Genomic DNA, 26,088 nt, shown 5'->3' with positions numbered 1-26,088 from the left:
TTGATATTTTTCACGCCCATGCAAAGTATCGCCTCTGAAACAGGCTTTGCATGAGACTGTGCCAATCTGGCAATTTCTAATTGCCATTTATACCAACTCCCTCGCTTTTACGATATGAATATTATAGAAAAAGCTCCTCCATTTTTTCAATGGAAAGAATGACTTTAATTGATTAATACTGCTCTTCCTCCACAATCATTTTGTGTTAACTACAACTTTATTTGAGGGTGGGTTCGTAGGTACTCTGTTCACTGTTGAACAAGTGCATCTGCAAGTTTTGGCATCTTTTGCTGCAATAAAAAATGGTTTGCACCTAATTAACGGTACAAACCAACTTAATCATCTTGTTCAGTAGACACCATCTTCACCAGAAGTCCAATAGCTTTTAAAGCGAAATAAGATCCGTAGTTAGCCGATTAAGCCGCTCGCAGCCGTTATCTGTGACCAAGACCATATCCTCAATCATAATCGACCCTAAACCGTGGCCATAGTAAGGTGTTTCTAAGCAAATCACCATGCCAGGGCGAAACACTGCGTTCTCGGAAGGACTGATGAAAGGCGCTTCTTCTGCGGCGAGACTTAGACCTGCACTGTGTCCAAGATGGCCGCGGTTGTAATTCGTAAGTCCCGAGGAGCGGATCAGATTCATGACCTCCCCAAAGGCACTGCTCATGGACAATCCTGGCTCGATGATCTCTAAGAGACGATCGTGCCCCACCCTCAGTGCGCTGTAAATACGCTTCATCATATCCGTAGGCGGACCCAGAACGAAGGTGCGAGCGATGTCAGAGCCATATCCTGCCACATCAACACCCACGTCAAATTTAATCAAATCGCCAAGCTCACTTGGACGGTTGTCAAATACATGCGCTGGAGCAAAATTGGCGCCTACGGAAACCATATGAAACCGGGCGGTCGAACCATCCGGATACCTCATCAAGGACTTGCGGAAGGCTTCAACGATCTCCGCAGCGGAAATACCTACCGCTATTTCACTTGATGCGGAAACGATGCCTGCCTCTGCATACATGCAAGCCTTGCGCAGTTGGTCGATCTCCCAAGGGGTTTTTATTGCACGAAGTTCAGTGAAAATCGGATTAGCCTCCACCAACTCGGATATTCCGGGGCAGGCTCGCCGTAACGCCATGACGGACGAATAGCGCATCGAACTTAGCTCGACAGCGATTTTCCCATTGGAAACTCCATATTCCGCGAGTACCTGACTCAGCACCCCGAACATTTCCTCCGCCTGGGGGGAAACCGGCCGCTTCCCCTGGAATTTGTCGCCGATCAGACCTAGCGGATCATCAACATCCACCCAAGTGGGATAGGTTCGGATCTCATATTGAGGAAGAACATTCGCAACGCCAGCTGCTTCAAAATCATTCATAATCAAGATCGTCTTCCGACTAGAATCTCGAAATAGAACGGCAAGTGCAACTTCACTCATACGCAGGGTATACATGAACGCGCTTTGGTGACCGGAAAGGTAATAAAAGTTTTCACAGCTAGAAGAAACTAAAGCGTCGATCTGTTCGTTCTCCATGATCAATCTGGCTCGCTCTGAAATGGTTATTAAATGATCCTGACTAATAGGGACCATATTCTCAACTCCTTCGGATTAGGCTTTCCTATCTCCGTGTGTTAAATAGGCTCCTGAGCCATCTGACGCAAAAATTTGCGTGCACGCTCGGTTTGCGGCTGAACAAAAAATTGCTCCGGTGCTCCTACCTCCTGAATCACGCCTTCGCTCATAAAAATAATCCGATTCGCCACTTCTTGCGCAAATTTCATTTCATGCGTGACCACAATCATCGTCATGCCCTCGTTGGCTAACTGTCTCATTACCGACAAAACTTCACCTGTTAGTTCTGGGTCAAGTGCCGAGGTCGGCTCGTCGAACAGCATAATTTGCGGCTGCATCGCCAGGGCGCGGGCAATGGCAACCCGCTGCTGCTGACCACCGGAAAGTCGTGAAGGATACTCATACTTCTTCTCAGCCAGGCCCACTTTATTCAATAGAGACTCGGCCAGCTGGATCGCCTGCTCCTTCGGCATGTTTTTCACGGTCATAGGAGCCGTGATCACATTTTCCAGGACATTCAAATGCGGGAATAAATTAAATGATTGAAATACCATTCCGGTTAAGCTACGCAGCTCCCGGATCGCTTTTTTCTTAGCTGGAACATTCATAGAAGCATCCAACAAGACGTTACCCACACGAATCGATCCCGTGTTCGGTTCTTCGAGACCGTTTAGACAGCGTAGTAGCGTGCTTTTCCCTGAGCCGCTTGGACCTAGGAGGACCACAATTTCTTGTGAATGAATGCTAAGGTTAATGTCCTCCAGCACGGTCAAAGCATCGAAACGTTTACTAAGTTTGTTTACTTCTATCAAGTCCACTCACACCCTTAATAAGCCTTTGATAATTTTTTCTCAATGCGGTTAAGAATGTTGGTGAAGAGCATGCTCATTATCCAGTACATGAGCGCAATGGAAATGTAAAAAGGCATCGCAACGTAATATTGCGCAATAAGCAGTTGGGCTGAGCGCAGCAGCTCAGTTACTGTCACTATGGAAACTAGCGAAGTCTCTTTCAACATGCCGATAAATGTATTCCCCATAGGGGGAATCGCCACTCTGGCTGCCTGTGGAAGAACAATCTTGCGCATCGTTTGCCAAGGTGACATGCCCAAGGATAATGCCGCTTCCGTCTGTCCCTTAGACACCGACAGGATCGCCCCGCGAAAGGTCTCGGATAAATAGGCGCCGATATTGATGCTAAGTGAAATAAAGGCCGCTGTTAGCGGCCCAAACGTAACACCGTAATCGGGTAAACCATAATAAATGATGAAGATTTGCACAATAATCGGAGTTCCGCGGATGATGGAAACATAACCTCTCGCCAAATTTCCGATCAGCCAATTTCCTTTTAATCGAGCGATGGCTACGAGTAAAGCGATAAAAAATCCAAAGAACATCGACACGAACGTAATAAGTAGGGTATAGTATGCGCCTTTGAAAAGAAAGCCTAAGTTATCTAAAACGAGTTCCATTCATGAAGCCTCCTTAGGCTTTAGTACTTAAAAATTGGGATCGACACTGAACCATTTTTGATGAATTTGCTTCATCGTTCCATCCGTTTTCATTTCGTTCAGGGCTTTGTTAATAGCTTCCACTAGTTCCGGATTATTTTTGCGGAGAGCTACACCTGCAACATCTTCCTTGATCGGCGCTCCGACCGCTTTTATATTAAATTTGTTTTTCTCCATGAGAGGCTTTAGGGCAAAAATATTGTTGACGGTCGCGTCAATTCTTCCGACGTTTAGGTCCATCAACGACGAAATGACATCGTTGTACGTAGCAATTTCAAAATTTCCGACCTTAGGCATAGCGACTTCACGCAAATATTTCTCATCATTCGTACCAAGACCGATACCGATTTTCTTTCCTTTGAAATCTTCAACGGCTTTAATCGTGTTATTGTCATTCTTTACAATGACATTAACCGAATTCTTAATATAGGGAATGGAGAAATCCATTGTTTTCTTGCGGTCTTCTGTAATGGTCACCTGGCTTATCAATACATCATATTTGTCTTTTTGCAAACCTTCGATCAAGCCGGAAAATTCGCCTGTGATGAATTCAGCCTGTACACCAAGCTTTTTCGCAACATTCTTAGCAATGTCGGCGTCGTAGCCGTCTACTTCTTTTTTGTCATTCAAAAAGTTGTAGGGTGCGTAGGTCCCCATCAAACCGACTTTGATTTTACCGTTTTTCTTGATCTGCTCGAGCAGATTGGATGAAGCCGGAGAAACGGCTGGCGTGTTTTTAACATCGGTTGCGGGACTTGCCGCTGGTTTTTCAGTCGTTTTTCCGCATCCAACTAACGCCAAACCAACGATTGTAAGTAACGAAGCAGTTTTGAATAATGGTTTATCCTTGAATATCATTCTTCATGCACCCCTGTGTAGTTTTTTTTTGCTAGCCTAACAATCCCCTGAATTCAAACCGTGCCGTTTCCTCAGCTATTTGAGTCGGCGTGTACATGGATGTGTAATCAACATCGTGTGTAGGACCGAATAACCACTTGGTAAGTACGCCTGTAATTAAGGAGACTAGTATGTTTACGCGAAGAGATACATCTGCGAAATGTGGAAGCATCTCTAGCTCAATGGCTCGGTTTACATTGTTTTTGAAAGCACCCTCAAATGCAACCCACGTCTCCGATACCGCTTCACGGATCGCTGGGTCTGCGCCTTGGCCTTTAATCAGTAAAAATGCCATCAAATCCCGGTTCTGGTCGGCGAACTCGAACAAATCCGTCAACAATCTTGCAGATGAGCTAACCATATCGTCAACAGAGCCCGCATGCTCGCGATAGCCTTGTTCAATCACTTGAGTTAGCTTGGCTTTGCCGTTCTCGATCAAACGCACTGCAAGCTGAGCTTTTCCTTCAAAATACCAATAAAACGTCCCTTGCGATACGCCCGCAGCTTTGACCACATCCGAAATCTTCGTATTGTGATATCCTTTGCGTGCAAATAGCTCTAACGCCGACTTCATCAAAACATGCTCTCGCTGCTGTTCTTCATTCAATAAAGATGCCAGAATTGTAGGCTCCTTCCTATTGACTGACGAGTCAGTTAAGTTAAATCCGATTGGTTTACTATAGTATATCGAGCAATTGTAGTCAAGTCGTAAATTTTTACTTTTCGACTTTTCGGGAATTTTTTTTCGCTATGGCATCTCACAATCCGATGTTCGAAAGTATTTGACGCAAACGCGGTACGTTCATCGGCAAGGTATTGTCGTTGACGAAATGCTCTGATTGTACCAGTCCATTGGATACTATCAGAGGTCTCTTCCCCGTAAGCGTTTGTACGACGGAGAATAGCCTGGATTTTAGCAAGCAGTACGTCCATGTTGAACGGTTTCTGAATGTAGTCATCCGCCCCCATGTTCATCGCCATATCGTGCTTTACACAGTGCGTTTGATGTGAATACGCCAAAAATCCGACTAACAGTTAGGAGACCTATTAGTCGGAGCATCTTTTTTATTAAGCGTTTTCTACGCAAAAGTCCATTTCCTTTCATTTTTCTAGACAGCAATGACCTATCTTAGGTATATCTTTCTGAAAAGTGCCGCTAATGCTTGGCATTTTTCACGACGCATACCAACCCGTATTTACTGTGTTAGTTACCAACTTGTCCTTTAATATCGGTGTAAATTTCTTGGCATCTGCCATGTCCGTATTTCCGCTCGCTATGGGTGTATAACCAAGCACGAGCAGTTCTTCTGTTGAACCCGATATATCTACTATTCGCTTCGGATTCGTTGGAATCTGCACCTCCCCTTTGGCGTCCTTGATGATACGGAACGGGGATTGAGATGCTTTTGTAACTGCTTCTGGCAACGGTTTGTTCCCATCCGTCACTTCGGTTTTTTTCTCACAGCCAAACAGCAGCGCTGCTAGCAAAATAGACATCCCAATGAATAGCACTCTTGCAACCCGGTTCATATTAATCGGCCCCTCCTTCAAATGATAACAATTCTCATTGGGACAAACCCGATTATACAAAACGAATTGCCGCCATGCTACTGGATAACGGATAAACTAGCGGTTACGCGGATTTATTTTAAAGATATCCTATATCCATTAGCGATTATCGCGCTTTACTTCCGATGGCCTTACTCCGAATTGCTTACGAAATGCTTCGGCAAAATGACTGAAATTGGCGTATCCGACCATGACGGATACCCGGCTGACACTAATTGCACCTGATTGCAGCAAGCTAAAAGCCTTTTCCATCCGCTTGTCCCTTAAATAGGAAAATGCGCTTTTTCCATATTCATCTTTAAAACCGATTTTGAGCTTGTAATCGTTAAGTCCGACGATTCGCGACAACTCAATCAAGGAAGGAGGTGCTTCCATACGGCTAAGCAGCAAATCCCTCGCTTGCCGGACCTTTTCCCGATCGCTTCTTGATAATCCGGACAACCTTCTGTAAGGAGCTCCCCCAAACAGAAATGTTTCAACCCCATTGGACAAAAGCTCAAGCGCCTTACTTTCCACGTAGAGATTGCGCATAGCGAGCGTATAGGAGCAGTCAAGGATTTGTCGGACTATTTGGGATGACTGGAAATCATTCGATTTACGAAACATACGGAATGCACTTGAACCTAGTAATCCCGAGAAGGTTATGTTCCTGTCAACGTTTACTCCGCTAATATAGGTTTCGAACAATGAAACCGGCATCCCGATGGCAATCGTTTGAATGGGTATTTCGGCAGGATACTGGAAAACTGCATTAAAATTCTGCATCAAATGAAGAGAACTGCTGTCTGGAACAAGCTCGTGGGATGAACCGGACACTTCGAAATCTCCGCTGCCCGCAAACAATAGCTAAGTTCTACCATCGCTTCATCGGATTTAACGTGTACGATTTGTCCAGTCTGAAAACAGTGGTCGGCCTGGATGATTTCAATGCCCGCAGGTGTAACCAATCTGTTTATTCCCCCTACCCCAGCAGTTGGAGCAACATCCATTCGTTCTGTGGGACCCGAAGAATGACGAGACAATGACAGCGAGTCGAAGTAACGATTATATATTTGATGATAAGATGTGGATTTCACAATAATACCCCCTCCGTTTAGTGAAACTATTGCTGAAACCCGTTCTCGAAATCTTCCAAACAAAACTACAAAAAAAGCATATCATAGGAAATCCACGCTGCCTAAATTTCCACAGGAATTAACTGAGAGAATGTTTAAAATTTCTGTTTTAACGCCTTTTCTAAGTAACTCAACTTTCACACCTACAAAAAACTAGATAATCCTTGCGGCTGCAAGGCATAATGGAGAATCTTTGCTCCTCTCGACAGAAAAACAACTGAAAGGTATAAGTAAAAAAGCTGCCGCGGCAGCCCTTTTACTTATACCTTTTGATGTCAATCTTCAATATAGTCGCCATCTTCGGACAAGTTATTTCACATATAAAGCAAGGAATCGCTTCTGAATTTCATCCGGATGCACGATTTCAATTGTGGTTGAGATCATCCAATAATGGCCGAATGGATCCTTCACACTTCCTGAACGCTCACCGTAAAATTGATCGGCGATCGGATTAACACTTATTGCACCAGCTGCAATTGCTTGATTATACACTTTATCTGCATCATCAACATGCAAATGGATACCCACTGTTGTATTTCCTATCGTTTCTGGTCCCAGAATGCCGTATTCAGGGTATTCACCCGCGAGTTCTATTTTGGCTCCGCCAATTGTTATTTCAGCATGTGATACTTTACCATCTGCTTCCGTCAGCCGGTAAATCTCAACAGCATCGAAAGCCTTCTTATAGTACTCAATTGCCTCCGCAGCTTGCTTGACCCATAAAAACGAGTTTGCTTTAATCATTTAAAATCTACTCCTTCTTTTCCGAATTATACTGAGCCTACGCGATCACGCTAGATGAGATCAAGCTGACTATCCCTGCCTCATATGTATATTCTAAGTAAAATGATAAGAAGTATATAGTAAAAAATTGACCTTTTATTTATTAATTGTAGAGGGCAACATGATTGTGATGTCTGCGTTGCCTTGCGAAATAATCAGTCGGATTGAGACTTGAGAAAGCTTGAAAATCTTTAATAAAATGCATTTGATCATAATAACCGCAAGCGATAGCAACGTCCGACCAATCGACGCTCGAAGCATCCTCTATTCTATTCAATACTTCCTTAAAGCGGCGAAGACGACAGAAGAGCTTGGGAGTCATGCCTACTTCTTCTTTGAAAATTTGGATAAATCGCCTTTGGCTTAAACCGATTTGTTCAATCACCTCAGTGAGGGGTCTTTTATGCGGTAAAATCAAAAATTCGTTAAGTGCGAAGCTGACTGCTGGATGTCGAATTAACGGCCTGGAGGCTAGTTCGATAAGATTTCCTTCAAGTATTTGGAACTTCTCTTCTATCGTTTTTGAAAAAAGTAGTGCCTCTCGCAAATCATGTGCTCTTACTCCCCACAGTACATCCAAAGATACATGAATATTATGTAGTTCACTGACAGGTATATTAAGGAATGGATAAATACCGCCAGGTTTGAAATGTATGCCCAAAACCGTCGCTTCTGAGGAAGTATCAATAATGAAAAATTCGGAATGCGGCCCACAAATGACAGAACTGCCATAAGTAATTATTTGGCTTTTAGATTCACGTTCGACAAATTTATTTTCATCTTCACGCAAGTTGATCACAAGCTCAATCGAACCATCAGGCAGTGCTAGCTCCTTCGAATAAGAGGGGCTGTAGCCTTCGAAATACCAGAAAAAATCGACAAAATCTGACAATGGTGTTTGTGGAATATACGTGCGTAGCTGCATAGTATATGCGCGACAGGAGCTATGGACATTAGATCAGCGAAGTCGCTCCATCCTCTCTTGAGGGGTATTTGATAACCGCATGCATCTCATGCTTTTTAAATCGTTCAAGCTTATTTGGAAGGGCGCTGTACTTTATTATCAAACCAATGACGGCTCAGCATTTAACAAATATAGTTGTCTGCCCATTTGCAAATTCAACTCCTGTTTTCCCTTTATGGTAACGGCTGTAGGAAACATACCCGGCAATCTATTATCAGGGAACCAAGGTCGATTCTTGTCTGTGACAATAAATAACCCGTTCTCATCGCCTATGGCTGCAAATTGCTCTCCATCTCCTCTCCATAGAGAGAGACCAAAGCGTTCACAAATTCTCTTCGTTTCTACACGAACATCATCCACTGGAAGTCCGATCTCACTCACATGTAAGATACTTTTGGCTTGAAATGAATCACTGCTTGTATGGTCAATCGAATGGTGGGCAATAAATTCGATTAAATTTCCATCGGGGTCATAAAAATAGCACGCTGAAGCAGACCAATCTATAAATTCAAATTGATCTTCATTATCCTTTGTAATCAACTCAATCCCCTTGTTTTCGAGCCATTTTTTAGCTTCGGATAATTGATTAGACGGAATTGAAAAGGCAATATGATAAAATGCCTCAGACTCATCCTCCTCGTTAAAAATGATTGTAGATGTACCTGCTTGAAGAATCATACGGTTGCCAGAAAACTCCATTATTTCAAAATTCAAAAGATCGCCATAGAATTGTTTTATCGATTCTAAACACTTTGTTCTGACTTCAATTTTCAATATATTCATTACGAACACCTCATTCATTTCTTCATGATATCCATCCCATCACAATCCCAATCATTAGTTGATTTTCATGAACAATTCACCAAGATGCGTTGTTCATGGCTTCACTTTTCATTACAAAATTCTTACTCATTTGGAAGGAGAGGTGCTATAGAGCATTCATCGAGTACCAAAGCTTTATCTCCATAAACCTTATCTAAATGCGCTTCCCCCCATAAACAAAAACTATCGAGTATACTTTTTAAACTCCACCCATAATCACTAAGCTCATATTCAACTTTGGGTGGAATCTGGCTATAGATGATTCGATTGACCATTCCGTCTTTTTCAAGCTCTCTAAGCTGTTGTGTCAGCATTTTTTGGCTGATGCTCGGAATTAGCTTGCGGAATTCATTTGTCCGTTTTCTCCCACTTATCAAGTGGTACAGGATGATTCCCTTCCACTTTCCTCCGATCACTTCTAACGTTACTTCTACCCCTATCGTATATTTTTTTATATGTTCTTTCAATTCGCTTCCTCCTCTAAACGCACTAGTACAATAAAAGAACTACGGAACCAAAATGTGCCTACTGTACTTTAAAGTGCGTACTTCCCATCTCATTTCCTATCACTCATAATAGCAACTGTACTCATATTTTACCAAATTTTAATTGAGAAAGAAGGTTACTCGAATATGAAAGTACTGCTCGTCGTCACACATCCCAGAGAAAATTCGCTTACCTATGCTGTTATGAACCGTTTTGTTGAGGGCTTGAAACAAAGTAACCAAGAAGTAGATATCTTGGACTTGGATCGTGACGGATTCAATCCCGTGTACACGGCTGAAGATGAACGGGATTGGCTCAATCCCAATAAGCAATATTCCCCTGAGACACGGCGGGAAATGGATAGAATCGTCGCTGCGGATACGTTAGTCTTCGTGTTTCCTCTTTGGTGGTATAGCGTCCCTTCCATGTTAAAAGGGTACCTAGATAAAGTTTGGAACATCGGTTTACTCAAGGAATTTGCTTCTAAAAAGGTTTTATGGATTTGCTTAGCCGGTGGGGATAAGCAACATTTGATAAAATATGGCTACCACGATATGATTACGCATTACCTGAATAAAGCGATTGCAGGTTATGCCAGAGTGGAAGAATCTAAGGTCGAATTCTTATACGACACCTTGTCCGAATCCAGGGTATACATCGAAGGCTTACTAGATCACGCCTATCATTTAGGTAGAGATTTTGAGTGAATACTAAACTCACTCCACAGCTGCTTGTGGGGTGGGAATCTCAACTTTCTTCACACACTGAAAATCACGAAATGACAAAAAAACTTGGAATCCAACCCCTTTTAACTCAAAAAAAGAAAAGCACCTGATCATGTGATCAACTACTTTTCTTATCATTCAAGACTAACGCTGCTATTTATTCCTCCGAATCATTTTGTCGATTAATTATTTTTGCCCAGATCCAAAAGAGAGTAAATGTTCCTGTAAGCAGCAAGAAAAAAAAGATAGGGAACAAGCTGCCTATTTGCATATCAGACATATTCAATCGGCTTACCTCCTTGAGAAGAATGAGCTGGCATTGATATTTTTTGTAATCGAAGCGCATTTAAGATCACCGAGACTGAGCTCAGTGCCATGGCAGCACCTGCTACCCAAGGCATGAGCATTCCCGACATGGCAATGGGGATAGCGATAGCATTATATAGCAGGGAAGCAACTAGGTTTTGTTTAATATTCTTGATCGTCCTGCGGCTAATCTCAATCGCGTGAGGGATGCGCATCAAGTTGTCAGTAACAAGCGTAAGGTCAGCAGCTTCGATGGCAACGTCTGTTCCATTGCTCAGTGCCAAACTGAAGTTCGCTGTTGCTAACGCGGGGGCATCGTTAATACCGTCTCCGACCATAAGAACCTTTTTCCGCGCCTTTCGTAAATCTCGAATAACTTGGGCTTTCCCTTCAGGTAAGACGCCAGCAATCACTTGATCAATACCAGCCTTATTGGCAATGATACGGGCTGCATTCATGTGATCCCCAGTTAGCATGATTACTTCTTTGCCCATGCTCCTTAGTTGGCTAATGGCTTCAACAGCAGAATCCCTTAATTCATCTGCTACGGCAAATAATCCTGCGAATGTATGATTAATCGCAACGAGGACGACCGTCTTGCCTTCTAATTCAAGACGCATGATTTGTTCTTCGCCGGCTGTATAATCAATTTGATTCATTTTTAACCAGTTTCGTGTGCCAACAATCACCGCTTGCCCATGAACGAAGGCTTCAATACCCATGCCAGACACAGCATTAAAGTCGTTAACCTCCTGCAGCAGATGACCTTTTTCAAGAGCTGCCTGAACCAAGGCAGAGGCAACCGGATGCTCGGACAATTTCTCAGCAGACGCTGCCAGTGTAAGGATATCTGCAACGTCCCCTTCAAACGTCATGGCATCGGTCATAACTGGCTTTCCAACTGTGAGTGTCCCCGTCTTATCAAACACGATCGTATCGGTCTTATGCAGTCGTTCAAGTTGTTCACCACGTTTGAATAAAATACCGTGTTCGGCTGCCCTTCCCGATCCCACCATTATAGAAGTAGGCGTAGCAAGTCCTAGTGCACATGGACAAGCAATTACAAGTACAGATATCGCCGCTTGCATCGCAAGTCCAAGATCCTGGGATGTTAACCAGACATACCAAATGATGAACGTAGCGATTGCAATACATACGACAATCTGTACAAAAAACTCAGAAATGACATCGGCAACTCGTTGAATGGGAGCTTTGGATCCTTGCGCTTCCCTGACCATGCGTATGATTTGATTAAGAACAGTATCCTCAAGTCGTTTATTCACGCGATACGTGACACTTCCATTTTTGTTTAACGTAGCTCCGATTAATGGATCTCCAGGCTCTTTTTTTACAGGAATGCTTTCTCCTGTCAGCATGGACTGATCTACATAGGTACTCCCTGTCAGAAGCTCACCATCAACAGGGATGCGTTCCCCCGGTTTAATTCGAATCACATCATCAATGCGCAGCAGTTCAATAGGGATTTGTTCATCCTTCCCATTACGAATAACCGTGGCTGTTTTAACCTGAAGGTTCACTAACTTTTCAATAGCAAGTCCTGTACGTCCTTTGGTAAGTGCTTCAAGCCATTTTCCCATCTTAATAAAAGTAATTAAAAAAGCGCCCGTCTCAAAATAGGTCATGCTCGACTCTCCTCCTGCCACTGTTGACCACTCATAAGCTAAATAGATGCTGTAAAAGTAAGCGGCAGAGGTGCCAAGAACTACGAGCACGTCCATGTTCGGCGTCTTGTTACGTATTGCGTAAAAAGCTCCGGTATAAAACGCTCGTCCAATAACAAATTGAATGGGCGTAGCTAACATAAATTGAATCCAGGGATTTGCTAACAAGCTAGGAACAGGGATAAACGAAGTAAAAGAAAAATGAGCTGCCATCGACCAAAGCAGCGGTAAGGAAAGGAGCGCAGCGAATAGAAATTCTCTTTTCTTAGCAAGGATATCCCTTCGATGATCTTGATTATTCGACTTCTTCTCCTGGATGCTTGCCTTATATCCGATCTTTTCAACCCTGCTAATAATATCAGCAATCGAAACATCGGCTGTTGAATATTCCAAGTAAGCCGTCTCTGTCGCCAAGTTAATATGAACCTGATTAACCCCTTGGAATCTGCTTAACACTTTCTCTATGCGACTGGAACAAGCGGCGCATGTCATGCCACCTATCTCCAAAATAATCTGGTTATTTGCCACTGGAAATCACATCCTATTTCATTATCAGATTCCTTTTTTACGAAGTAAATATAAGAAAAAGGGCGCTCCTAGTACACCCATCACGATTCCGACTGGAAGTTCGATCGGAGCCAAAATCAAACGCGAAACGATGTCTGAAATGGTCATCACAGCGATGCCAAGCAGTACGCATGCAGGAAGCATCCAGCGATAATCACTTCCAATCAGCAAGCGTGCAGCATGCGGGACAAGCATACCAACGAAACCAAGTAAACCGACAATACTAACCGCACTGGCTGCAAGCAGCGTTGCAATAGCTGTGAAATAAAGCTTGTTCGCTTCAACACGCATGCCTAATGCCTTAGCTTGAATGTCACCAAGCCCCATAATGTTCATTCGTTGGCTTCCGAGCAATGCTAGTAAAGTCCCCCCTAATGTATAAGGCAGCAAAATCTCTACATGCGGCCAGCTTCGTGCTGACAATCCCCCAACTAGAAATAGGAGAGCTCCACCCACTCGATCACTGTAGAAGGTCAGTAATGCTGAAATACCGGAGTTGAGCAGCGCTGAGACTGCCACCCCTGCAAGAATTACCCTTAAAGGATTGGCTCCGCCTTGCCAAGCAAGCATATAAATCATGATCGCTGCACCCATTGCTCCTAAGAAGGCAATTGGCGTAAGCAAATACGCATAAGTTGGAAATAAGATAAGGACTCCTATTCCAAATAATCCGGCTCCTGACGATACGCCAATAATATGGGGATCTGCCATTGAATTCCGCATGACACCTTGAAGCAGGGCTCCTGAAACAGACAAGCTAACACCCACTAACACAGCTACAATGGTTCTTGGTAAGCGAATGTTCCAAATGATCTCGTAATTGTCGCCTTTCATACCAACTAGAATTTTTGCGATCTCCACAGGATTTACTTTTACAGCTCCGCTGATCAAACTCCATATAACGCCCAATATCGCCAAACAAGCAAGTATGACTAGCATGCTTGCACGCCATGTTGTATTTTTGTGCTTTTTTTTCACTTTTGCACATTGCCCACTACATCGGGATACACCAGACTAGCTAAGTACGACAAGGATTGATCAAAATTCAAACCCGGATTTGCTACAAAAAGCTGCGACGGCAGAAAATAAATTTTGTTCTCCTTGACAGCTCTTAGCGTGCGCCATGCTGGATTATTAGCAATTTCCGAATTCAGCTTCTCCTTCCCGTATTCCTCGGTCCCATGCACTATGAAAAATACATAATCAGGATCAAGCTCAACTAACTTTTCCAAGCTATAAGGAGCTGAGCTGGGCATCATGCCCGATGCCATTGAATCCGCCACGTTCTTCAACTTCAAACGATTGGCCGCATCCAATGATATCGTTGAATTCTTTTGCACACTGATGCCCATTGGCATAATGGTTATCATCGCATACTTAGGGTTCTCAGCTGGGAGTTTCTCAATGATTCGTTGCATTTTTTGATCCGTTTGCGTTAGAGCGGCTTTTGTTTCAGCTTCTTTACCCATAAGCTGGCCGATAAATTCAGCGGTCTTTCTAATATCTTCATAGCTTTTGATGTCTATAAGAGCTACCGGAATCTTGGAAGCGTCGAATGATTCCTTCAGCGATGCATGAAAGAATGACTGACCAATGACCAGATCCGGCTTAAGATTCATGATCTGCTCCATACTTACTTGATTTATTTGTCCTACCTTCGCTGCATCTTTTCCCGCTTCAGGCATGGGGATGCCTGGGGCTGTGGCTAATCCTACTGCTTTTCCACCCAATTGATAATAAAGCTCTTGGATTTCTGTATTAAGCAATATGACACGCTGCGGTTTTTGTTTTAGTACGACTTCCTGTCCCTTGCTATCTATGAAGTGAATTTCGCTATTGGTTGAGGTAGTCGTTGAATTAACGTCCGTTGTTGTTAGCGATGATCGATGAACTGACTCCGCAGGTTTGGCTGAAGATTCTATTATTTTGGATGGTGAACAGCCAAGAGTTGTCGTAGATAGTAACAATAAGCATGATAGTAAAACAATGAGTTTCATCCTAGGAATTCCCCCTCGTAAAATGGTAAATGTCAATATTTAGCTTAACTCACCCCGATGAGAATAACCTGACTCCAAAGAGCCATCTATCGCTGTTTTGTGTGAAAACCTTGTGAACGGTGTCATGATCGTCTGAAGGATTAATTTAACACACAAAAGAGCCATGTTCTCTTTACCTCCAGAACATGGCCAACGATCATCCCATTTATTTTTTTGTAGAAAGCCATTCTGATAGAATCTCTAAATCTGCTTCCTTTAACTTAGATTTATAGGTAGGCATACCGCCCCCACCATTTTGAATCTTCGCAGCAATCTGCTCTTTAGTCAGTTTACTACCAACCTTATCTAACGAGGGTCCAATCTTTCCTTGAAGATTACCTCCATGGCATGACAGACAATTGCTTTTATAAATGGATTCAGCATTACTTGCACTTCCTGTTGAAGATGGGCCATCAGTGGGTAGCGCTTCTTTACGATGAGTGCTATTCGAAGTTGACCCACAAGCCGATAGAACAAAAATCACCGTAATTAAAATGAAACCTATCCCGTTGCGTTTCTTGATCATTTCCATACTCCTATCCATTTTTCTCAGGAATCCACCCTTGTTCATACACATAACGAGTGAGCTGGACGCGATTATCCATGCGTAGTTTCTGCATAATATTTTTCAAATGGTTTTTCACGGTGTGCTCAGAAATGGTCAATCCTTCCGATATTTGGCGATTGGATTTGCCGCTCGCTACCCACTTCAGAATCTCGCTCTCTCTTGCTGTAATGGAAGAGTTAGTTGGCACTTCGCGCTTCTCCTTCTGAGAGAACTCCAGAAGAAGGCGTAAAGCCAGCTCTCTGGACATAGGGGCTTCGTCGACCGCGATGGCTTTTAAGTACTCATGCCAGGATTCTGGACTTAAATTTTTGAGGAGATACCCCTGTGCTCCTTTTTTAATGGCTTCGAACAAGTTCGTAATATCATCCGAAACTGTCATCATAACAATTTTGACATATGGAAACCTACTCTTAATTTGCTTAGTAGCCTCCAAGCCATCCATTTTCGGCATATTAATATCCATCAGGATCAAGTCGGGCATCCATTCTTCCGTAAGCGCAATAGCTTCCATACCATTCTTACCTTCAGCGACAATCTCAAACGAAGCATCTCTGCTCAAAATATCGCGAACCCCTTCTCTGGCATGGGGATGATCGTCAACAATAAGAATGCGAAACGTTTGATTCATCACGTCGCCTCTTTTCTGCTCTTTGGTCTTCTTGTATTCGCTCTTCTTGTATTCACGTTACCCTTAGCTTCCAGAAACGCTTCCCTCTATACTCCCTTTTACTATACTCATTTAGCTTGAATTCAAAATGACTCCATAGAGCTATAGTTGTGCCTTTTTCAAGAAAATTGTGTGAACGAAACTTAACAATATCGCCAAACATAGCACTTTCTAGTCATGGCGTACTTCATCTAAGAGAGTATATGATCAGGGATGGAGATGAGTTAGCAAATAAGGGGAAAGGAAGTAAATAATAAATGAAGAAACCATCACTTGGGCTTGTTCTTCTTGGCGTAATCCTTCTTGGCGGCTGCCAAAATTCCAGCACGGATGATCTGAATATGACGGAGATGGAGCATAGCTCCATGAAAATGATCGAAGTTGAGTTACTAATTACTCCTGAAACACCGAAGATTAATGAACAGGTACGCGTGCAAGCGACGATTACCCAAGATGGCCAAAAGGTTAAAAAGGTTAGTGATGTGACTTTTGAAATCTGGGCAGAAGGCCAATCCAGCAAACACGAGAAAATCAAAGGAATCAAAAAAGAAAACGGCGTCTATACAGTGGAAAAAACGTTTCAAACAGCAGGCACGTATAATGTCACTTCGCATACGACTGCTGAGAGCATGCATACCATGCCAACTAAACAATTCAAGGTTGAGGGCAAATAAGGAGGCGTTTCTCACATGTTTTTGAAAGAAGTTTCACGTAAACCATGGTATCGCACAACTGTCATCGTTTTGTTTACTGCCATCGTTTTGTGTCTAGTTTTATGGTTCCGACAGGGAGCCGCCCCACTGCCCGTAATTAAAAAAGCTCCTGAGTTCAGCCTCCAGGATTTGAAAGGACAACCATTAAAATTAAGTGAAAGCGCTGGAAAAGTACGTTTGTTAGAATTTTTCTTTGCAAATTGTCCGGATATATGTCCAGCAACAACATCCAATATGGTTTTGATGCAAAACAATTTGAAGGAAAAAGGAAAGTTCGGAAATAAAGTGGAGTTTCTCAGTATCACTTTTGATCCAGATCGTGATACGCCAGAGGTACTTGAGAAATATGGCAGCTTATTAGGAATTGACCAAGCCGCCGGTTGGCATCTGCTTAGAGGAAGTGAAAAGGAAGTATTACAGACAGCAACGGATTATGGCATTATGGCTGTGAAACAGAAGGATGGTCAATTCGCCCATTCAATCAAATCTTTATTTCTAATTGATCAAGACGGCTTCATTCGTAAAGTATTTGATATGGGTGAAAGCATGGATAATGAGGCCATTGAGAAATCCATAAACCAACTATTATAAGCTACCTTGATACACAATTAGCTCTTTGGTAACAAAAGCCGCGCTTAGCGGCTTTCATTGATCATACGAGCAATGGATGTCCCTATTGTCTCTATTGTCACTAGACAAGCGAATCTAAGACAATTTCTATCTTAGTTCCTTCGCCAATTCGACTATTCACATGAATCTCGCCACCATGCGCGAGAATAATATCATGTGCGATGGCCATACCAAGACCAGAACCTTTATGCAGTTCTCCCGTGTTCGTTCCCCGATAATACCGATCGAAGATCCTTTCGAGATCCTCTTTTTTTATTCCTTTACCCGTATCCTCAACCCTAATAACAGTAGGCTGACTTTTCTCAACGCTCACTTTGATAACAACAGCTTCATCATTATGAACAATCGCATTGTAGATCAAATTACTTATCGCTCTGCGTACCAGAAGTTCATCAACGTCAAGTTTGATGATGTCGTCGCTAAACTGAAATTCAATATTTCTGTTGGCATAGCTTGCGTCGTTTAAAGTATCAATAACGATATTCCGCAAAAGAGTCACGATATTTATGCGCTTTTTATTCAAGGTAAGCTTGTTATTTTTTAAGCGGGTTGATAAATTTAAATCCTCAATGACTTCTTTTAGATACAATGACTTCCGTTCGATAATTTCTGCGTATTCTCTCATTTCCTCAAGCGAGAACTGATATTCAGCGTCTTTCATCATTTCCGCATAACCTTGGATAGACGCCAATGGTGTTTTGATATCATGCGAGATATTCCCGACCCACTCTTCTTTCATAGTATCTAATTTTTTTCTTTCGCGTTCGTTAGCTATGAGTTCATCGGATAAATAATTGATATTATAAAAAACATCTTTATAAATCCCCTTCGGAGCGAAATTCATCTGATAATCTTTGTTCGCCAACCTTTTTATCCCATCGATTAACAGGATTAATGGCTGAGTTAGCCGTTTACTGAATAAATAGCCAATAAACAGAGCAATCAAGCCATCTATCACTAAAATAAGGATACTACCTACATTAAATAATTTGACCAGATCCCGAATATCATAGGATAGCACTTTTCTTTGGATATAGGGATTTTCGAATCCCATAAAGTAACTATAATATTCGTTATTCACTTTTTTTTCACTGATATAGACGGTTGTGTAATGATCAATCTCATTGTATTTGTACATTTGGACGATATCTAGAGGCGTATACTTTTCTTTTACACCTTCAGGTGTTCGATAACCATAGATCACCTTGCCATCCGCGTCCAATACTTGGATCCATGCTTTATTTTTGATAAGCTCCTCTTTACCCTTTTCGGTTATCATAACCTGTTGATTGGAGGTCACAATTTGTTCCTGAAAGCGTTTGGTAACAGCTTCGGCAGAGGTTTCTTCTCCATGAAAAGCAGCTCCGCCCGAAGCAGATTGGACAATAAACACTCCTACGATGAGAAGAATGTTGAAAAACACGACTAAACTTACAATCAAAACAACAGATAGCAGAAATCTCCCTGTTAACCTCCATTTCATCAGCTATTCATCCTTTACTACGAATTTGTACCCCAAGCCTTTCACCGTAATCAAGTGCTTTGGATTTGAAGGCTCTGCCTCTATTTTCTCCCTTAACCTTCTAATGTGTACCATCACCGTGTTATCAAAACCGAAGAAATCTTCACCCCAAACCTTATCATATAGATTTTCTTTACTTATGATTTGGTTGGGGTGTTTAAGCAAAAGGGTCATTAATCCAAGTTCCTTCGGTTTTAATTCGATAATTTCTCCATTCTTTCTCAACTCTATTTTTTGCTCATTTAATTCAAAGGGTCCCACTTTAATGAGGGGAGCACTTTTTACTTCTACCTGCTGGTAATCAGCCCTTCTAAGATGAGCTTTAATCCTGTATGCAACTTCTTTGGGACTAAATGGCTTTGTTATATAATCGTCGCCACCGATAGCTAAGCCCAAAATTTTATCAATTTCTTCCGTTTTTGCGGATAGAAACAAAATAGGCACATTTGACATACTTCTGATCTTTTTACATACCTCATAGCCCTCCCCATCGGGAAGCATAATATCTAAAATTACAATATCAGGTTGCTTTGCGTTGAATTGACTAAGTCCCTCTGTTGCTGTCGTAGCTGTATAAACATGCTCTATGCCCTCTTTACTAAGCACCGTTTGCAGCAGCCGTAAAATATCGACTTCGTCGTCAACAATTAAAACCTTTTTATTTATCGACATGACCTCTAACCCTCTCTAGTTTACGTGAACACCTTATCTGAGAAAAGAACATCCAGCACTGGCTGCATGTCCAACTTCCTTGCCTATAAACAATCATAAGCCAATTTATTAATCGAAATACATGCTATACATGAAATCGTGAAAAGAGTACCTGTCTTCATGAACTGGACGAGCTTTGCAGATTGACTTTGGCTTTGACTGGTACTTCATTTAATGCCACTTCCTGATAGGAACTTACTTTGTCACCTTTGACGAACACACACAGAAAGGCTTCTTTGCGCAATTGTTTGTTAGCTGTAAAGGTAACTGGTTTCTCCTGACCCTTTTTATCAAAGGCTTGCAAGGTATATTCATAATACACATACTTTTCTCCGGTGCCTGTTTTACCTTCCATTTTCTTACCCTCATTAACCTGAACATAGTAAGGCTCCGCACCTAGTCTGTTTATATTAACATTTTGCATAAAAACTAAAAACCCAATTACAATTGCAATACCTACGGATACAGCTATAATTACTTTTTTCATGGTTCTACTCCTTTATTTTAAATGATATTATTTCGTCACTATTTTGTAGTAAGCATTTACGGTTAAAAAGTAGTACAAGATATATATACATGAATATATTCCCATACAAATCATAACTGGAATAACTAAGTTCATTTGGAGCAGCTTAGATAAAGCAGTCAAGGCTACAGCACAATGCGCGATTCCTGCAACCAATGGAAGTGCGAAAATAAATAAGACTTGCTTTGCTATTGATTTTTTGATTTCTTTCTTGGTTACACCAATTTTATATAAAATCTGATAGCGACCTTTATCTGCATTCGCTTCTGTTAATTGTTTAAAGTAAATGATACTGCCTGTCGCAGCTAAGAAGACAAGTCCAAGGAATCCGCCCATGAAAATCATTAAGCCGGATGACTCCAATCCAGCAGCGAAGTCAAGGTAGAAGCTTGAAAACTCTGCTTTTTCCGGCAAAATAGCCTGAATCTCTTTTGTTATTTCTTTTGCCTTCTCCTCATGGGTAATCCCATAGGCTTCTAAGTTTAGCGAGCTTTTATTTTGTTGTAAACGGGCGAACATTGCATCGCTGATCACAACCGTAGAATACGCAGTATGAAGGTTCAGAACACTGTATTTTTTTAGATCCTTAAAGGTTATAGTCTCCCCACCGTTATCCACTTTTAATTGTACGGTGGCCCCAACATAATTTGGTGAAATCCCCTCCATGAACATCGGATCTAATGCGGATGCTTCATTCTCTTTTAATGAAAGAGAATCATGCCTATCCTGGAGTTTAGCCAATTCGTTAAAATCATGGTTTGATATAAGCGTGTACGTTGGTTCACTGTTTGAGAAATTATTTTTCAGATTTCCAGCATCAGCATCTACTTCAATAACCGGAACCGTTACATGATAAATGACATCATGATTTGTATTTACTGAAACCATATCCTTTACTTTCTTTGTCAGGTTGATGTCTGAAGCAATGAACATCAGGCTGTTAGGATTGGCCTTCTCAACCGCGCTTTTAGTACTATAATACATGCTGTATGCCGTCCCAACTGCTGTTAGCGTTGTGGCACTAAGTACAGCAATGATCGTTAAGGTACGGGCATTTCCTTTAATTCGATATAAGAGTTGGGATGTGCCGATTAAGTTAATCCCTTTCCAATAGCTCTTTTTATTTTTTCTTGATAATTTCAATAGAGTCACGGTTAACGCTGTAAATAAGAGATACGTACCGAGTATAACAGTTACTAAAATGACAAGTGGAGTTACCATAAAACCTAGGGTTTCCCAAACTTTTGACTTTAGAAAGTTTTGCAGCGCAAGCCAGTAACCAATAGCTATTAAAACAACAGATAAAAAAGCAAAGATCCAGGAAGTCTTTGGTTGTTGTTCACTTTCTTGATCCGCATGAAATAATTCAATTAATTTAAACCGATAAATTAAGCGATAGCCCTGAAAAGAAGTAATTAATGTAATCATGGAAAAGACAATGATCGTGTTCAAAATGGCAGATGATGAAAGTGAGAAATTCGCGATGGCCTCATAACCCATCACTTTCATTAATAAAGACACAAAAAACTTCGATAATAAAGAGCCCAGAGCAATTCCAATCATAAGTGCTAGAATCCCCATAATAAAGTTCTCATAAAATAGCATTCGTCCGATTTGCCTCTTTCTTACTCCGAGTAAGGAATAGAGCCCAACCTCTTTCTTACGTTTCCGCGTAAAGAATGAATTAGAGTACCAGATAAAGATGGCGACGAAGATCATTAAAACGACCGCCGCTCCACTGAAAGCTGAGCTAATCTTGGTTGATGCGCCTGAAGCGGATTGAATGGTTTGATCATATTTTAATGAAACAAACGTGAAGTAAATAACGATGCTAAAAATCATTGAAGCAATATATAAGAAATAGTTAGTAAAATTATTCCTTATATTCTTTCTCGCAATACTAAAGAGTGTCATCATACCCACCCCCTAGTGTGGCGAGAACCTCTATTATGTTTTGGAAAAATTCCTTGCGCGGCTGTCTTTTTTTATGAAGCTCAGCAAAGAGCTGACCATCTTTAATGAAGATGACCCGCTTACAATAACTTGCGGCATACGCATCGTGAGTGACCATCATAATGGTCGATTTGTTGGTTTCATTAAGCATGCTTAAGCTTTCCAGCAAGCTTGTTGCTGATTTTGAATCGAGCGCACCTGTTGGCTCATCCGCCAAGATCAGGCTTGGGTTTGCGACAATGGCGCGGGATGCCGCTGTTCTCTGCTTTTGACCACCTGAAATATGGTATGGGTATTTGTCTAAAATATCCCGAATGCCGAACGTATCCGCAATTTCATTTACCCGTTGTTCAATTTCTGCTGGTGGCACCTTGGATAAGGCAAGCGGCAGCAAAATATTTTCTTTTACAGTCAAGGTATCAAGCAGATTATAATCCTGAAAAATAAAACCAAGCTTATTCCGACGAAAGTCCGATAATTGCTCATCATTCATTTTGACGATATTTTGATTAGCAATCATGATATCACCTGATGATGACGTATCAATTGTAGAAAAAATATTGAGCAAAGTTGATTTCCCCGCTCCCGATGGACCCATGATGCCAACAAATTCACCTACTTGAATCTCAAGATTGATGTCCTGCAAGGCTGTGTATACATTTCCTTTTGCACCAAACTTTTTTTCAACATTTTTCGCTTGTAAGATTATTTCCATGTTGAACCTCCTCCTAATTCTCTAGCTCCTATGTTATGAAAACCAACGTGTCCTAATTTCATTGACGATTTCATGTAACAAAAATGATTATACTTGTCGAACCTTACACGATTTTGATTTAAACCTTACATAAACCTTAAAATAACAAATCGAAAAGACATTAAATTGCGTTTTTAGACATTTTAATATAAAAACAGTCAACAAATATCTAATTTAACATTTATATATTTATATTTTAAATATGGTTGAAATTGGATATATATCCTACTATAATTGGATTGTAGTTACTAGATTTGGAAAGGAGGAAATTCAAAATTTAACTACGAAAGTGACTAAGTATTCTAAACACATTCAGCATTCACATGAAGGGATGAGAATCTAATGATTAAAAAAAACACAGCTATTTTAACAATTTGTTCTTTGTTAGCTATATCAGCTTTTTCCATGCATGCTCAAGCGAGGGGCGCAACTGAATCAACCTTCACTTTGAATCAGGAAAGCAATTTTTCTTCTTTGCAAACACAATGGATACCGTTGGGATCTCCCATTCCTGATGGGTGGGTCGTTACGAGGTCGTCAGGAAATATGAATGAAATTACGAATGTCAAAAATGCAAGTTACGGCCAAGAAATATGGGTCATGTTGGGATCTCCCATCCCGGATGGATGGGTGGTTATAAGATCAACGGGAACGATGAACTTTATTAAGTTTGTAAAAGGGGCCAGTTATGGTCAAGAAGTTTGGGTCATGTTGGGATCTCCCATTCCAGATGGATGGGTGGTTATAAGATCAACGGGAACTATGAACCTAATTATGAATGTAAAAGGGGCCAGCTATGGTCAAGAAGTATGGGTCATGTTAGGTTCTCCCATTCCCGATGGATGGGTGGTTACAAGATCAACGGGAACAATGAATCTAATTAAGTATCTTGGATGATTCAATAAGAATTTACTTTTCATAAAATTAACTACTTCCTTCGATTTTAAAACAAATTGCTAGTAGACGAAGTAAAGGACAACGTGAAAGCGCTGTCCTTACTTTTAAGTTCCTAGGAACGAACATTTAAGGAGGAATCAAGCCGCATTGATTCAGGTGATCTGGCATTTAGACCGTATTTTTAGGGGGCCGCTCTCTAGTGCATTAGTTGATCGTTGGGATCGAAAAAAAATCATGTGGATGACTAATTCTGTTAGCAGAGAGTATCGTTGGAACCTTGTCTTGGATATGGATCAGTACTCGATTATGCCTGAGGTCGTGCGACACGATCAACTTACTTATGCAACGGGACTTTTTACTAGTCTAACCAAAGTGGTATATATTATCGGCAGTTCTTTAGCAGGAATATTAGTCGCCGCCTTCGGTGTTTACTGGGCCGTTGGTGGAATACTAGGCGGCATTTTGGCAGGATATTGGGTACGGTTTTTAGGTGCAGGACGGCTTATGATGGTAGGCATAGGATTAACGGGACTAGCAATCATCGGTATTTCGATGTCCACTTGGTTGCCGTCGACGGTTTTATTCTTTTGCATACGCATGGCGGAAAGACTTTGTACAATATCGCTTCCGGAATCACAATTCAATGTTGGTTTCTGAAGAATATCGTGGACGAGTATGGGGGATTTCTTCCAGTCTCGCTGTTATTGCAATTCCCCCGAGCAGTCTAATTGGAGGCTATGCTGCGGACATTTTTGGAGCTTCTTCCTTATATACCATAGGCGGATTGTGGTTTATTGGTTGTTCCATTTTTGTATGGCATTAACGGGACATTCGAACGTTACGTCTGGCTGCTTCCCACGGTTGAAAGCAAGAGACATCGCGAAAGTGATATATTAGCCAATCTCTCGACGCTTGTCTTTATTGAACAGTATGTAAAACTCGTTAACGCCTACATCGGCTGTGCTACTAGAACAATGATAAAAAACCCCCATGATGCCCATGGGAGTTTTTATCAAGTACTTTATTACTTATTGATAAAACCGAAAATTAATTGAAATAAATATTGGCATTCACAGATAGACTTGGTCCACCTGTATATGTTACTTCATAAGTCCCAAAGGGTAAATTTGGTACAGAATAGTTGATGCTGTTACTTTGATTTGGCCAACCCATTTCAAAATACCCGCCTACTTTTTCCTTTACCCCATTAGTAACTCTCCAGACAGTGAGATCAATCTCTGGTCGATCTCCGTGGGCATTACCTCCGGAGAAACCTCCAGTAATAACCAATTTCCCTTGACCGATGTAAGTACCGAGACTTGTTCCAAAGTACAAAGTGTTAGCTGCTTGAGACAAAGAAACCGCATCTTGATTTAGAGTTGTGCTAGCTTGTGTGGCACCAACCACAGAGGGTACGCTAGCTAACATGGCGAAGCAAAGTACAAATGTTGCCGCTTTCATTTTCATAATTAAACATCCTCCCTATTAATCATTTGAGGGAAAAGATAGAACTCTAGATGCCGTGAGCTGGCCAGCTATTAAATTTTGTACTCCCTAGTTCAAAAATACCACAGAAGTAAATATTTGTATATGCATAAATTAAACTTTTATACAATATTTATCAAAAAAATAGCATTTAATGTTGAATTATCACTAATTACGGTATTACAAGGATGTAATTCTCCAAAAATTTTAAATATGTTTAACAATCTAATGAAAATATATGGGGTATGATTTGGCGATTACTCAGCAAGTCTTTTTTTAAGTCTTCAATTTTGTGATCTCTAACGCTGATCTCAAGTTTTAGCTTAGAGAATCGATTTCACATTGTAACACAGCTTTTTTCTATTAATCGAGCCGTCATTAGCTAAACACAACTTGCTGCTTGCCACCACGAGGATAGCGATTAAAGAGTTATCTACCTGGCTCTACTTGAATTTACATATGTTCTCAGGGCTGCCGGCGGCTAGCGCGATTATTGCCTGTCCGAGGTTTTGCTGCGCGCCGCCTGAACCGTTTATGGTTTCCGCAACCATATTCAGGCATCGTTGCATACGAATACCCTTAATCTTAAAAAATAGTTGACCATCGTAGGCAGGC

Annotated in this window: 28 protein-coding genes and 1 pseudogene; 5 read left to right on the top strand and 24 right to left on the bottom strand. The window is 41.5% G+C overall.

Annotated elements, in window-relative coordinates:
* Positions 1-385: 385 nt before the first annotated feature.
* The 13 genes and pseudogenes from GK047_RS06615 to GK047_RS06560 form a co-directional block, all read right to left on the bottom strand.
* Positions 386-1,603 (bottom strand): M24 family metallopeptidase, encoded by a 1,218-nt coding sequence (locus tag GK047_RS06615; protein WP_163942873.1) that lies wholly within the window; start codon positions 1,601-1,603, stop codon positions 386-388.
* A gap of 41 nt (positions 1,604-1,644) precedes the next feature.
* Entirely contained in the window at positions 1,645-2,397 is a 753-nt protein-coding gene (locus GK047_RS06610; protein WP_163942870.1) for an amino acid ABC transporter ATP-binding protein, read from the bottom strand.
* Positions 2,398-2,411: 14 nt separating this feature from the next.
* Positions 2,412-3,056, bottom strand: coding sequence for an amino acid ABC transporter permease (locus GK047_RS06605; RefSeq protein ID WP_163942867.1), 645 nt, complete (start codon positions 3,054-3,056; stop codon positions 2,412-2,414).
* Positions 3,057-3,083: 27 nt separating this feature from the next.
* Positions 3,084-3,953, bottom strand: coding sequence for a transporter substrate-binding domain-containing protein (locus GK047_RS06600; protein ID WP_163942864.1), 870 nt, complete (start codon positions 3,951-3,953; stop codon positions 3,084-3,086).
* A 31-nt stretch (positions 3,954-3,984) separates the two neighbouring features.
* Entirely contained in the window at positions 3,985-4,566 is a 582-nt protein-coding gene (locus tag GK047_RS06595) for a TetR/AcrR family transcriptional regulator (protein WP_163943733.1), read from the bottom strand.
* A gap of 268 nt (positions 4,567-4,834) precedes the next feature.
* Positions 4,835-4,976 (bottom strand): annotated as a pseudogene (locus GK047_RS30530) (DNA-binding response regulator); the annotation flags it as partial.
* Positions 4,977-5,165: 189 nt separating this feature from the next.
* Entirely contained in the window at positions 5,166-5,522 is a 357-nt protein-coding gene (locus GK047_RS06590) for an ABC transporter substrate-binding protein (RefSeq protein ID WP_163942860.1), read from the bottom strand.
* Between the two features lie 138 nt (positions 5,523-5,660).
* Positions 5,661-6,377 carry a helix-turn-helix domain-containing protein gene (locus GK047_RS30315; protein ID WP_163942857.1) on the bottom strand — a complete coding sequence of 239 codons (717 nt, stop codon included), beginning with the start codon at positions 6,375-6,377 and terminating at the stop codon, positions 5,661-5,663.
* The gene (locus tag GK047_RS06580) at positions 6,326-6,637 is read right to left on the bottom strand and encodes a hypothetical protein (RefSeq protein ID WP_163942854.1); all 312 of its coding nucleotides are present in this window, start codon (positions 6,635-6,637) and stop codon (positions 6,326-6,328) included. The genes GK047_RS30315 and GK047_RS06580 overlap by 52 nt, the downstream gene beginning before the upstream one ends.
* Positions 6,638-6,985: 348 nt before the next feature.
* Positions 6,986-7,420 carry a VOC family protein gene (locus tag GK047_RS06575; protein WP_163942851.1) on the bottom strand — a complete coding sequence of 145 codons (435 nt, stop codon included), beginning with the start codon at positions 7,418-7,420 and terminating at the stop codon, positions 6,986-6,988.
* A gap of 142 nt (positions 7,421-7,562) precedes the next feature.
* Complete coding sequence (locus GK047_RS06570) at positions 7,563-8,384, bottom strand: helix-turn-helix domain-containing protein (protein ID WP_163942847.1); 822 nt, start codon at positions 8,382-8,384, stop codon at positions 7,563-7,565.
* Between the two features lie 138 nt (positions 8,385-8,522).
* The gene (locus GK047_RS06565; protein ID WP_163942844.1) at positions 8,523-9,206 is read right to left on the bottom strand and encodes a VOC family protein; all 684 of its coding nucleotides are present in this window, start codon (positions 9,204-9,206) and stop codon (positions 8,523-8,525) included.
* Positions 9,207-9,328: 122 nt separating this feature from the next.
* Positions 9,329-9,712: a winged helix-turn-helix transcriptional regulator gene (locus GK047_RS06560; protein ID WP_163942842.1), complete on the bottom strand. Its 384-nt coding sequence runs from the start codon at positions 9,710-9,712 to the stop codon at positions 9,329-9,331.
* Positions 9,713-9,877: 165 nt separating this feature from the next.
* Here GK047_RS06560 and GK047_RS06555 point away from each other — a divergent pair, with 165 nt between their 5' ends.
* The gene (locus GK047_RS06555) at positions 9,878-10,438 is read left to right on the top strand and encodes an NAD(P)H oxidoreductase (RefSeq protein WP_163942840.1); all 561 of its coding nucleotides are present in this window, start codon (positions 9,878-9,880) and stop codon (positions 10,436-10,438) included.
* A 290-nt stretch (positions 10,439-10,728) separates the two neighbouring features.
* Here GK047_RS06555 and GK047_RS06550 read toward each other — a convergent pair whose 3' ends face one another.
* The 5 genes from GK047_RS06550 to GK047_RS06530 all read right to left on the bottom strand — a co-directional run bounded on the left by GK047_RS06550 (position 10,729) and on the right by GK047_RS06530 (position 16,243).
* A complete protein-coding gene (locus tag GK047_RS06550; protein ID WP_346010287.1) occupies positions 10,729-12,972 on the bottom strand; it encodes a heavy metal translocating P-type ATPase in 2,244 nt (747 codons plus the stop codon).
* Between the two features lie 24 nt (positions 12,973-12,996).
* Positions 12,997-13,950: a FecCD family ABC transporter permease gene (locus GK047_RS06545; protein WP_163942838.1), complete on the bottom strand. Its 954-nt coding sequence runs from the start codon at positions 13,948-13,950 to the stop codon at positions 12,997-12,999.
* A 35-nt stretch (positions 13,951-13,985) separates the two neighbouring features.
* A complete protein-coding gene (locus GK047_RS06540; protein WP_163942836.1) occupies positions 13,986-15,008 on the bottom strand; it encodes an ABC transporter substrate-binding protein in 1,023 nt (340 codons plus the stop codon).
* 205 nt (positions 15,009-15,213) lie between these two features.
* The gene (locus tag GK047_RS06535; RefSeq protein WP_163942834.1) at positions 15,214-15,573 is read right to left on the bottom strand and encodes a c-type cytochrome; all 360 of its coding nucleotides are present in this window, start codon (positions 15,571-15,573) and stop codon (positions 15,214-15,216) included.
* 10 nt (positions 15,574-15,583) lie between these two features.
* The gene (locus GK047_RS06530) at positions 15,584-16,243 is read right to left on the bottom strand and encodes a response regulator (protein WP_205516322.1); all 660 of its coding nucleotides are present in this window, start codon (positions 16,241-16,243) and stop codon (positions 15,584-15,586) included.
* Between the two features lie 296 nt (positions 16,244-16,539).
* On the opposite strand from GK047_RS06530, the gene GK047_RS06525 reads away from it, so the two are divergent.
* On the top strand, positions 16,540-16,956 hold the full coding sequence (locus tag GK047_RS06525; protein WP_163942829.1) for a FixH family protein: 417 nt from the start codon (positions 16,540-16,542) through the stop codon (positions 16,954-16,956).
* Positions 16,957-16,971: 15 nt separating this feature from the next.
* Entirely contained in the window at positions 16,972-17,586 is a 615-nt protein-coding gene (locus GK047_RS06520) for an SCO family protein (RefSeq protein ID WP_163942826.1), read from the top strand.
* Between the two features lie 100 nt (positions 17,587-17,686).
* Here GK047_RS06520 and GK047_RS06515 read toward each other — a convergent pair whose 3' ends face one another.
* From GK047_RS06515 to GK047_RS06495, 5 genes are all read right to left on the bottom strand, one after another.
* Positions 17,687-19,108, bottom strand: a complete 1,422-nt coding sequence (locus GK047_RS06515) for a sensor histidine kinase (RefSeq protein WP_163942823.1) — start codon at positions 19,106-19,108, stop codon at positions 17,687-17,689.
* A gap of 3 nt (positions 19,109-19,111) precedes the next feature.
* The gene (locus tag GK047_RS06510; RefSeq protein WP_163942820.1) at positions 19,112-19,819 is read right to left on the bottom strand and encodes a response regulator transcription factor; all 708 of its coding nucleotides are present in this window, start codon (positions 19,817-19,819) and stop codon (positions 19,112-19,114) included.
* Positions 19,820-19,976: 157 nt separating this feature from the next.
* Positions 19,977-20,345 (bottom strand): YxeA family protein, encoded by a 369-nt coding sequence (locus tag GK047_RS06505; RefSeq protein ID WP_163942818.1) that lies wholly within the window; start codon positions 20,343-20,345, stop codon positions 19,977-19,979.
* Positions 20,346-20,372: 27 nt separating this feature from the next.
* Positions 20,373-22,298, bottom strand: a complete 1,926-nt coding sequence (locus GK047_RS06500; protein WP_163943729.1) for an FtsX-like permease family protein — start codon at positions 22,296-22,298, stop codon at positions 20,373-20,375.
* Positions 22,285-23,052, bottom strand: coding sequence for an ABC transporter ATP-binding protein (locus GK047_RS06495; RefSeq protein ID WP_163942815.1), 768 nt, complete (start codon positions 23,050-23,052; stop codon positions 22,285-22,287). The genes GK047_RS06500 and GK047_RS06495 overlap by 14 nt, the downstream gene beginning before the upstream one ends.
* 381 nt (positions 23,053-23,433) lie before the next feature.
* Between GK047_RS06495 and GK047_RS06490 the strand changes: the two genes are divergently transcribed.
* Both GK047_RS06490 and GK047_RS06485 read left to right on the top strand, forming a co-directional pair.
* Complete coding sequence (locus GK047_RS06490) at positions 23,434-23,988, top strand: hypothetical protein (RefSeq protein WP_163942812.1); 555 nt, start codon at positions 23,434-23,436, stop codon at positions 23,986-23,988.
* Positions 23,989-24,135: 147 nt separating this feature from the next.
* Entirely contained in the window at positions 24,136-24,645 is a 510-nt protein-coding gene (locus GK047_RS06485) for an MFS transporter (RefSeq protein ID WP_163942809.1), read from the top strand.
* A gap of 390 nt (positions 24,646-25,035) precedes the next feature.
* On the opposite strand, the gene GK047_RS06480 is transcribed toward GK047_RS06485, so the two are convergent.
* The gene (locus GK047_RS06480; protein WP_163942807.1) at positions 25,036-25,455 is read right to left on the bottom strand and encodes a hypothetical protein; all 420 of its coding nucleotides are present in this window, start codon (positions 25,453-25,455) and stop codon (positions 25,036-25,038) included.
* Between the last annotated feature and the right edge of the window lie 633 nt (positions 25,456-26,088).

Origin of the sequence: Paenibacillus sp. SYP-B3998, from assembly GCF_010820665.1 — a bacterium.
In the GTDB taxonomy this organism is placed as follows: domain Bacteria; phylum Bacillota; class Bacilli; order Paenibacillales; family NBRC-103111; genus Paenibacillus_E.
The sequence above is the reverse complement of the archived record's forward strand: the minus strand, read 5'-3'. Positions and strand labels throughout refer to the sequence as shown.

What these genes read in the sequence shown, in the direction of transcription:
- GK047_RS06615 (WP_163942873.1), bottom strand. Translation starts at nt 1,603, where the DNA reads ATGGTCCCTATTAGTCAGGATCATTTAATAACCATTTCAGAGCGAGCC.
- GK047_RS06605 (WP_163942867.1), bottom strand. Translation starts at nt 3,056, where the DNA reads ATGGAACTCGTTTTAGATAACTTAGGCTTTCTTTTCAAAGGCGCATAC.
- GK047_RS06600 (WP_163942864.1), bottom strand. Translation starts at nt 3,953, where the DNA reads ATGATATTCAAGGATAAACCATTATTCAAAACTGCTTCGTTACTTACA.
- GK047_RS06595 (WP_163943733.1), bottom strand. Translation starts at nt 4,566, where the DNA reads ATGAAGTCGGCGTTAGAGCTATTTGCACGCAAAGGATATCACAATACG.
- GK047_RS06590 (WP_163942860.1), bottom strand. Translation starts at nt 5,522, where the DNA reads ATGAACCGGGTTGCAAGAGTGCTATTCATTGGGATGTCTATTTTGCTA.
- GK047_RS06575 (WP_163942851.1), bottom strand. Translation starts at nt 7,420, where the DNA reads ATGATTAAAGCAAACTCGTTTTTATGGGTCAAGCAAGCTGCGGAGGCA.
- GK047_RS06570 (WP_163942847.1), bottom strand. Translation starts at nt 8,384, where the DNA reads ATGCAGCTACGCACGTATATTCCACAAACACCATTGTCAGATTTTGTC.
- GK047_RS06565 (WP_163942844.1), bottom strand. Translation starts at nt 9,206, where the DNA reads ATGAATATATTGAAAATTGAAGTCAGAACAAAGTGTTTAGAATCGATA.
- GK047_RS06555 (WP_163942840.1), top strand. Translation starts at nt 9,878, where the DNA reads ATGAAAGTACTGCTCGTCGTCACACATCCCAGAGAAAATTCGCTTACC.
- GK047_RS06545 (WP_163942838.1), bottom strand. Translation starts at nt 13,950, where the DNA reads ATGCTAGTCATACTTGCTTGTTTGGCGATATTGGGCGTTATATGGAGT.
- GK047_RS06540 (WP_163942836.1), bottom strand. Translation starts at nt 15,008, where the DNA reads ATGAAACTCATTGTTTTACTATCATGCTTATTGTTACTATCTACGACA.
- GK047_RS06535 (WP_163942834.1), bottom strand. Translation starts at nt 15,573, where the DNA reads ATGATCAAGAAACGCAACGGGATAGGTTTCATTTTAATTACGGTGATT.
- GK047_RS06530 (WP_205516322.1), bottom strand. Translation starts at nt 16,243, where the DNA reads ATGAATCAAACGTTTCGCATTCTTATTGTTGACGATCATCCCCATGCC.
- GK047_RS06525 (WP_163942829.1), top strand. Translation starts at nt 16,540, where the DNA reads ATGAAGAAACCATCACTTGGGCTTGTTCTTCTTGGCGTAATCCTTCTT.
- GK047_RS06520 (WP_163942826.1), top strand. Translation starts at nt 16,972, where the DNA reads ATGTTTTTGAAAGAAGTTTCACGTAAACCATGGTATCGCACAACTGTC.
- GK047_RS06515 (WP_163942823.1), bottom strand. Translation starts at nt 19,108, where the DNA reads ATGAAATGGAGGTTAACAGGGAGATTTCTGCTATCTGTTGTTTTGATT.
- GK047_RS06510 (WP_163942820.1), bottom strand. Translation starts at nt 19,819, where the DNA reads ATGTCGATAAATAAAAAGGTTTTAATTGTTGACGACGAAGTCGATATT.
- GK047_RS06505 (WP_163942818.1), bottom strand. Translation starts at nt 20,345, where the DNA reads ATGAAAAAAGTAATTATAGCTGTATCCGTAGGTATTGCAATTGTAATT.
- GK047_RS06500 (WP_163943729.1), bottom strand. Translation starts at nt 22,298, where the DNA reads ATGACACTCTTTAGTATTGCGAGAAAGAATATAAGGAATAATTTTACT.
- GK047_RS06495 (WP_163942815.1), bottom strand. Translation starts at nt 23,052, where the DNA reads ATGGAAATAATCTTACAAGCGAAAAATGTTGAAAAAAAGTTTGGTGCA.
- GK047_RS06490 (WP_163942812.1), top strand. Translation starts at nt 23,434, where the DNA reads ATGATTAAAAAAAACACAGCTATTTTAACAATTTGTTCTTTGTTAGCT.
- GK047_RS06480 (WP_163942807.1), bottom strand. Translation starts at nt 25,455, where the DNA reads ATGAAAATGAAAGCGGCAACATTTGTACTTTGCTTCGCCATGTTAGCT.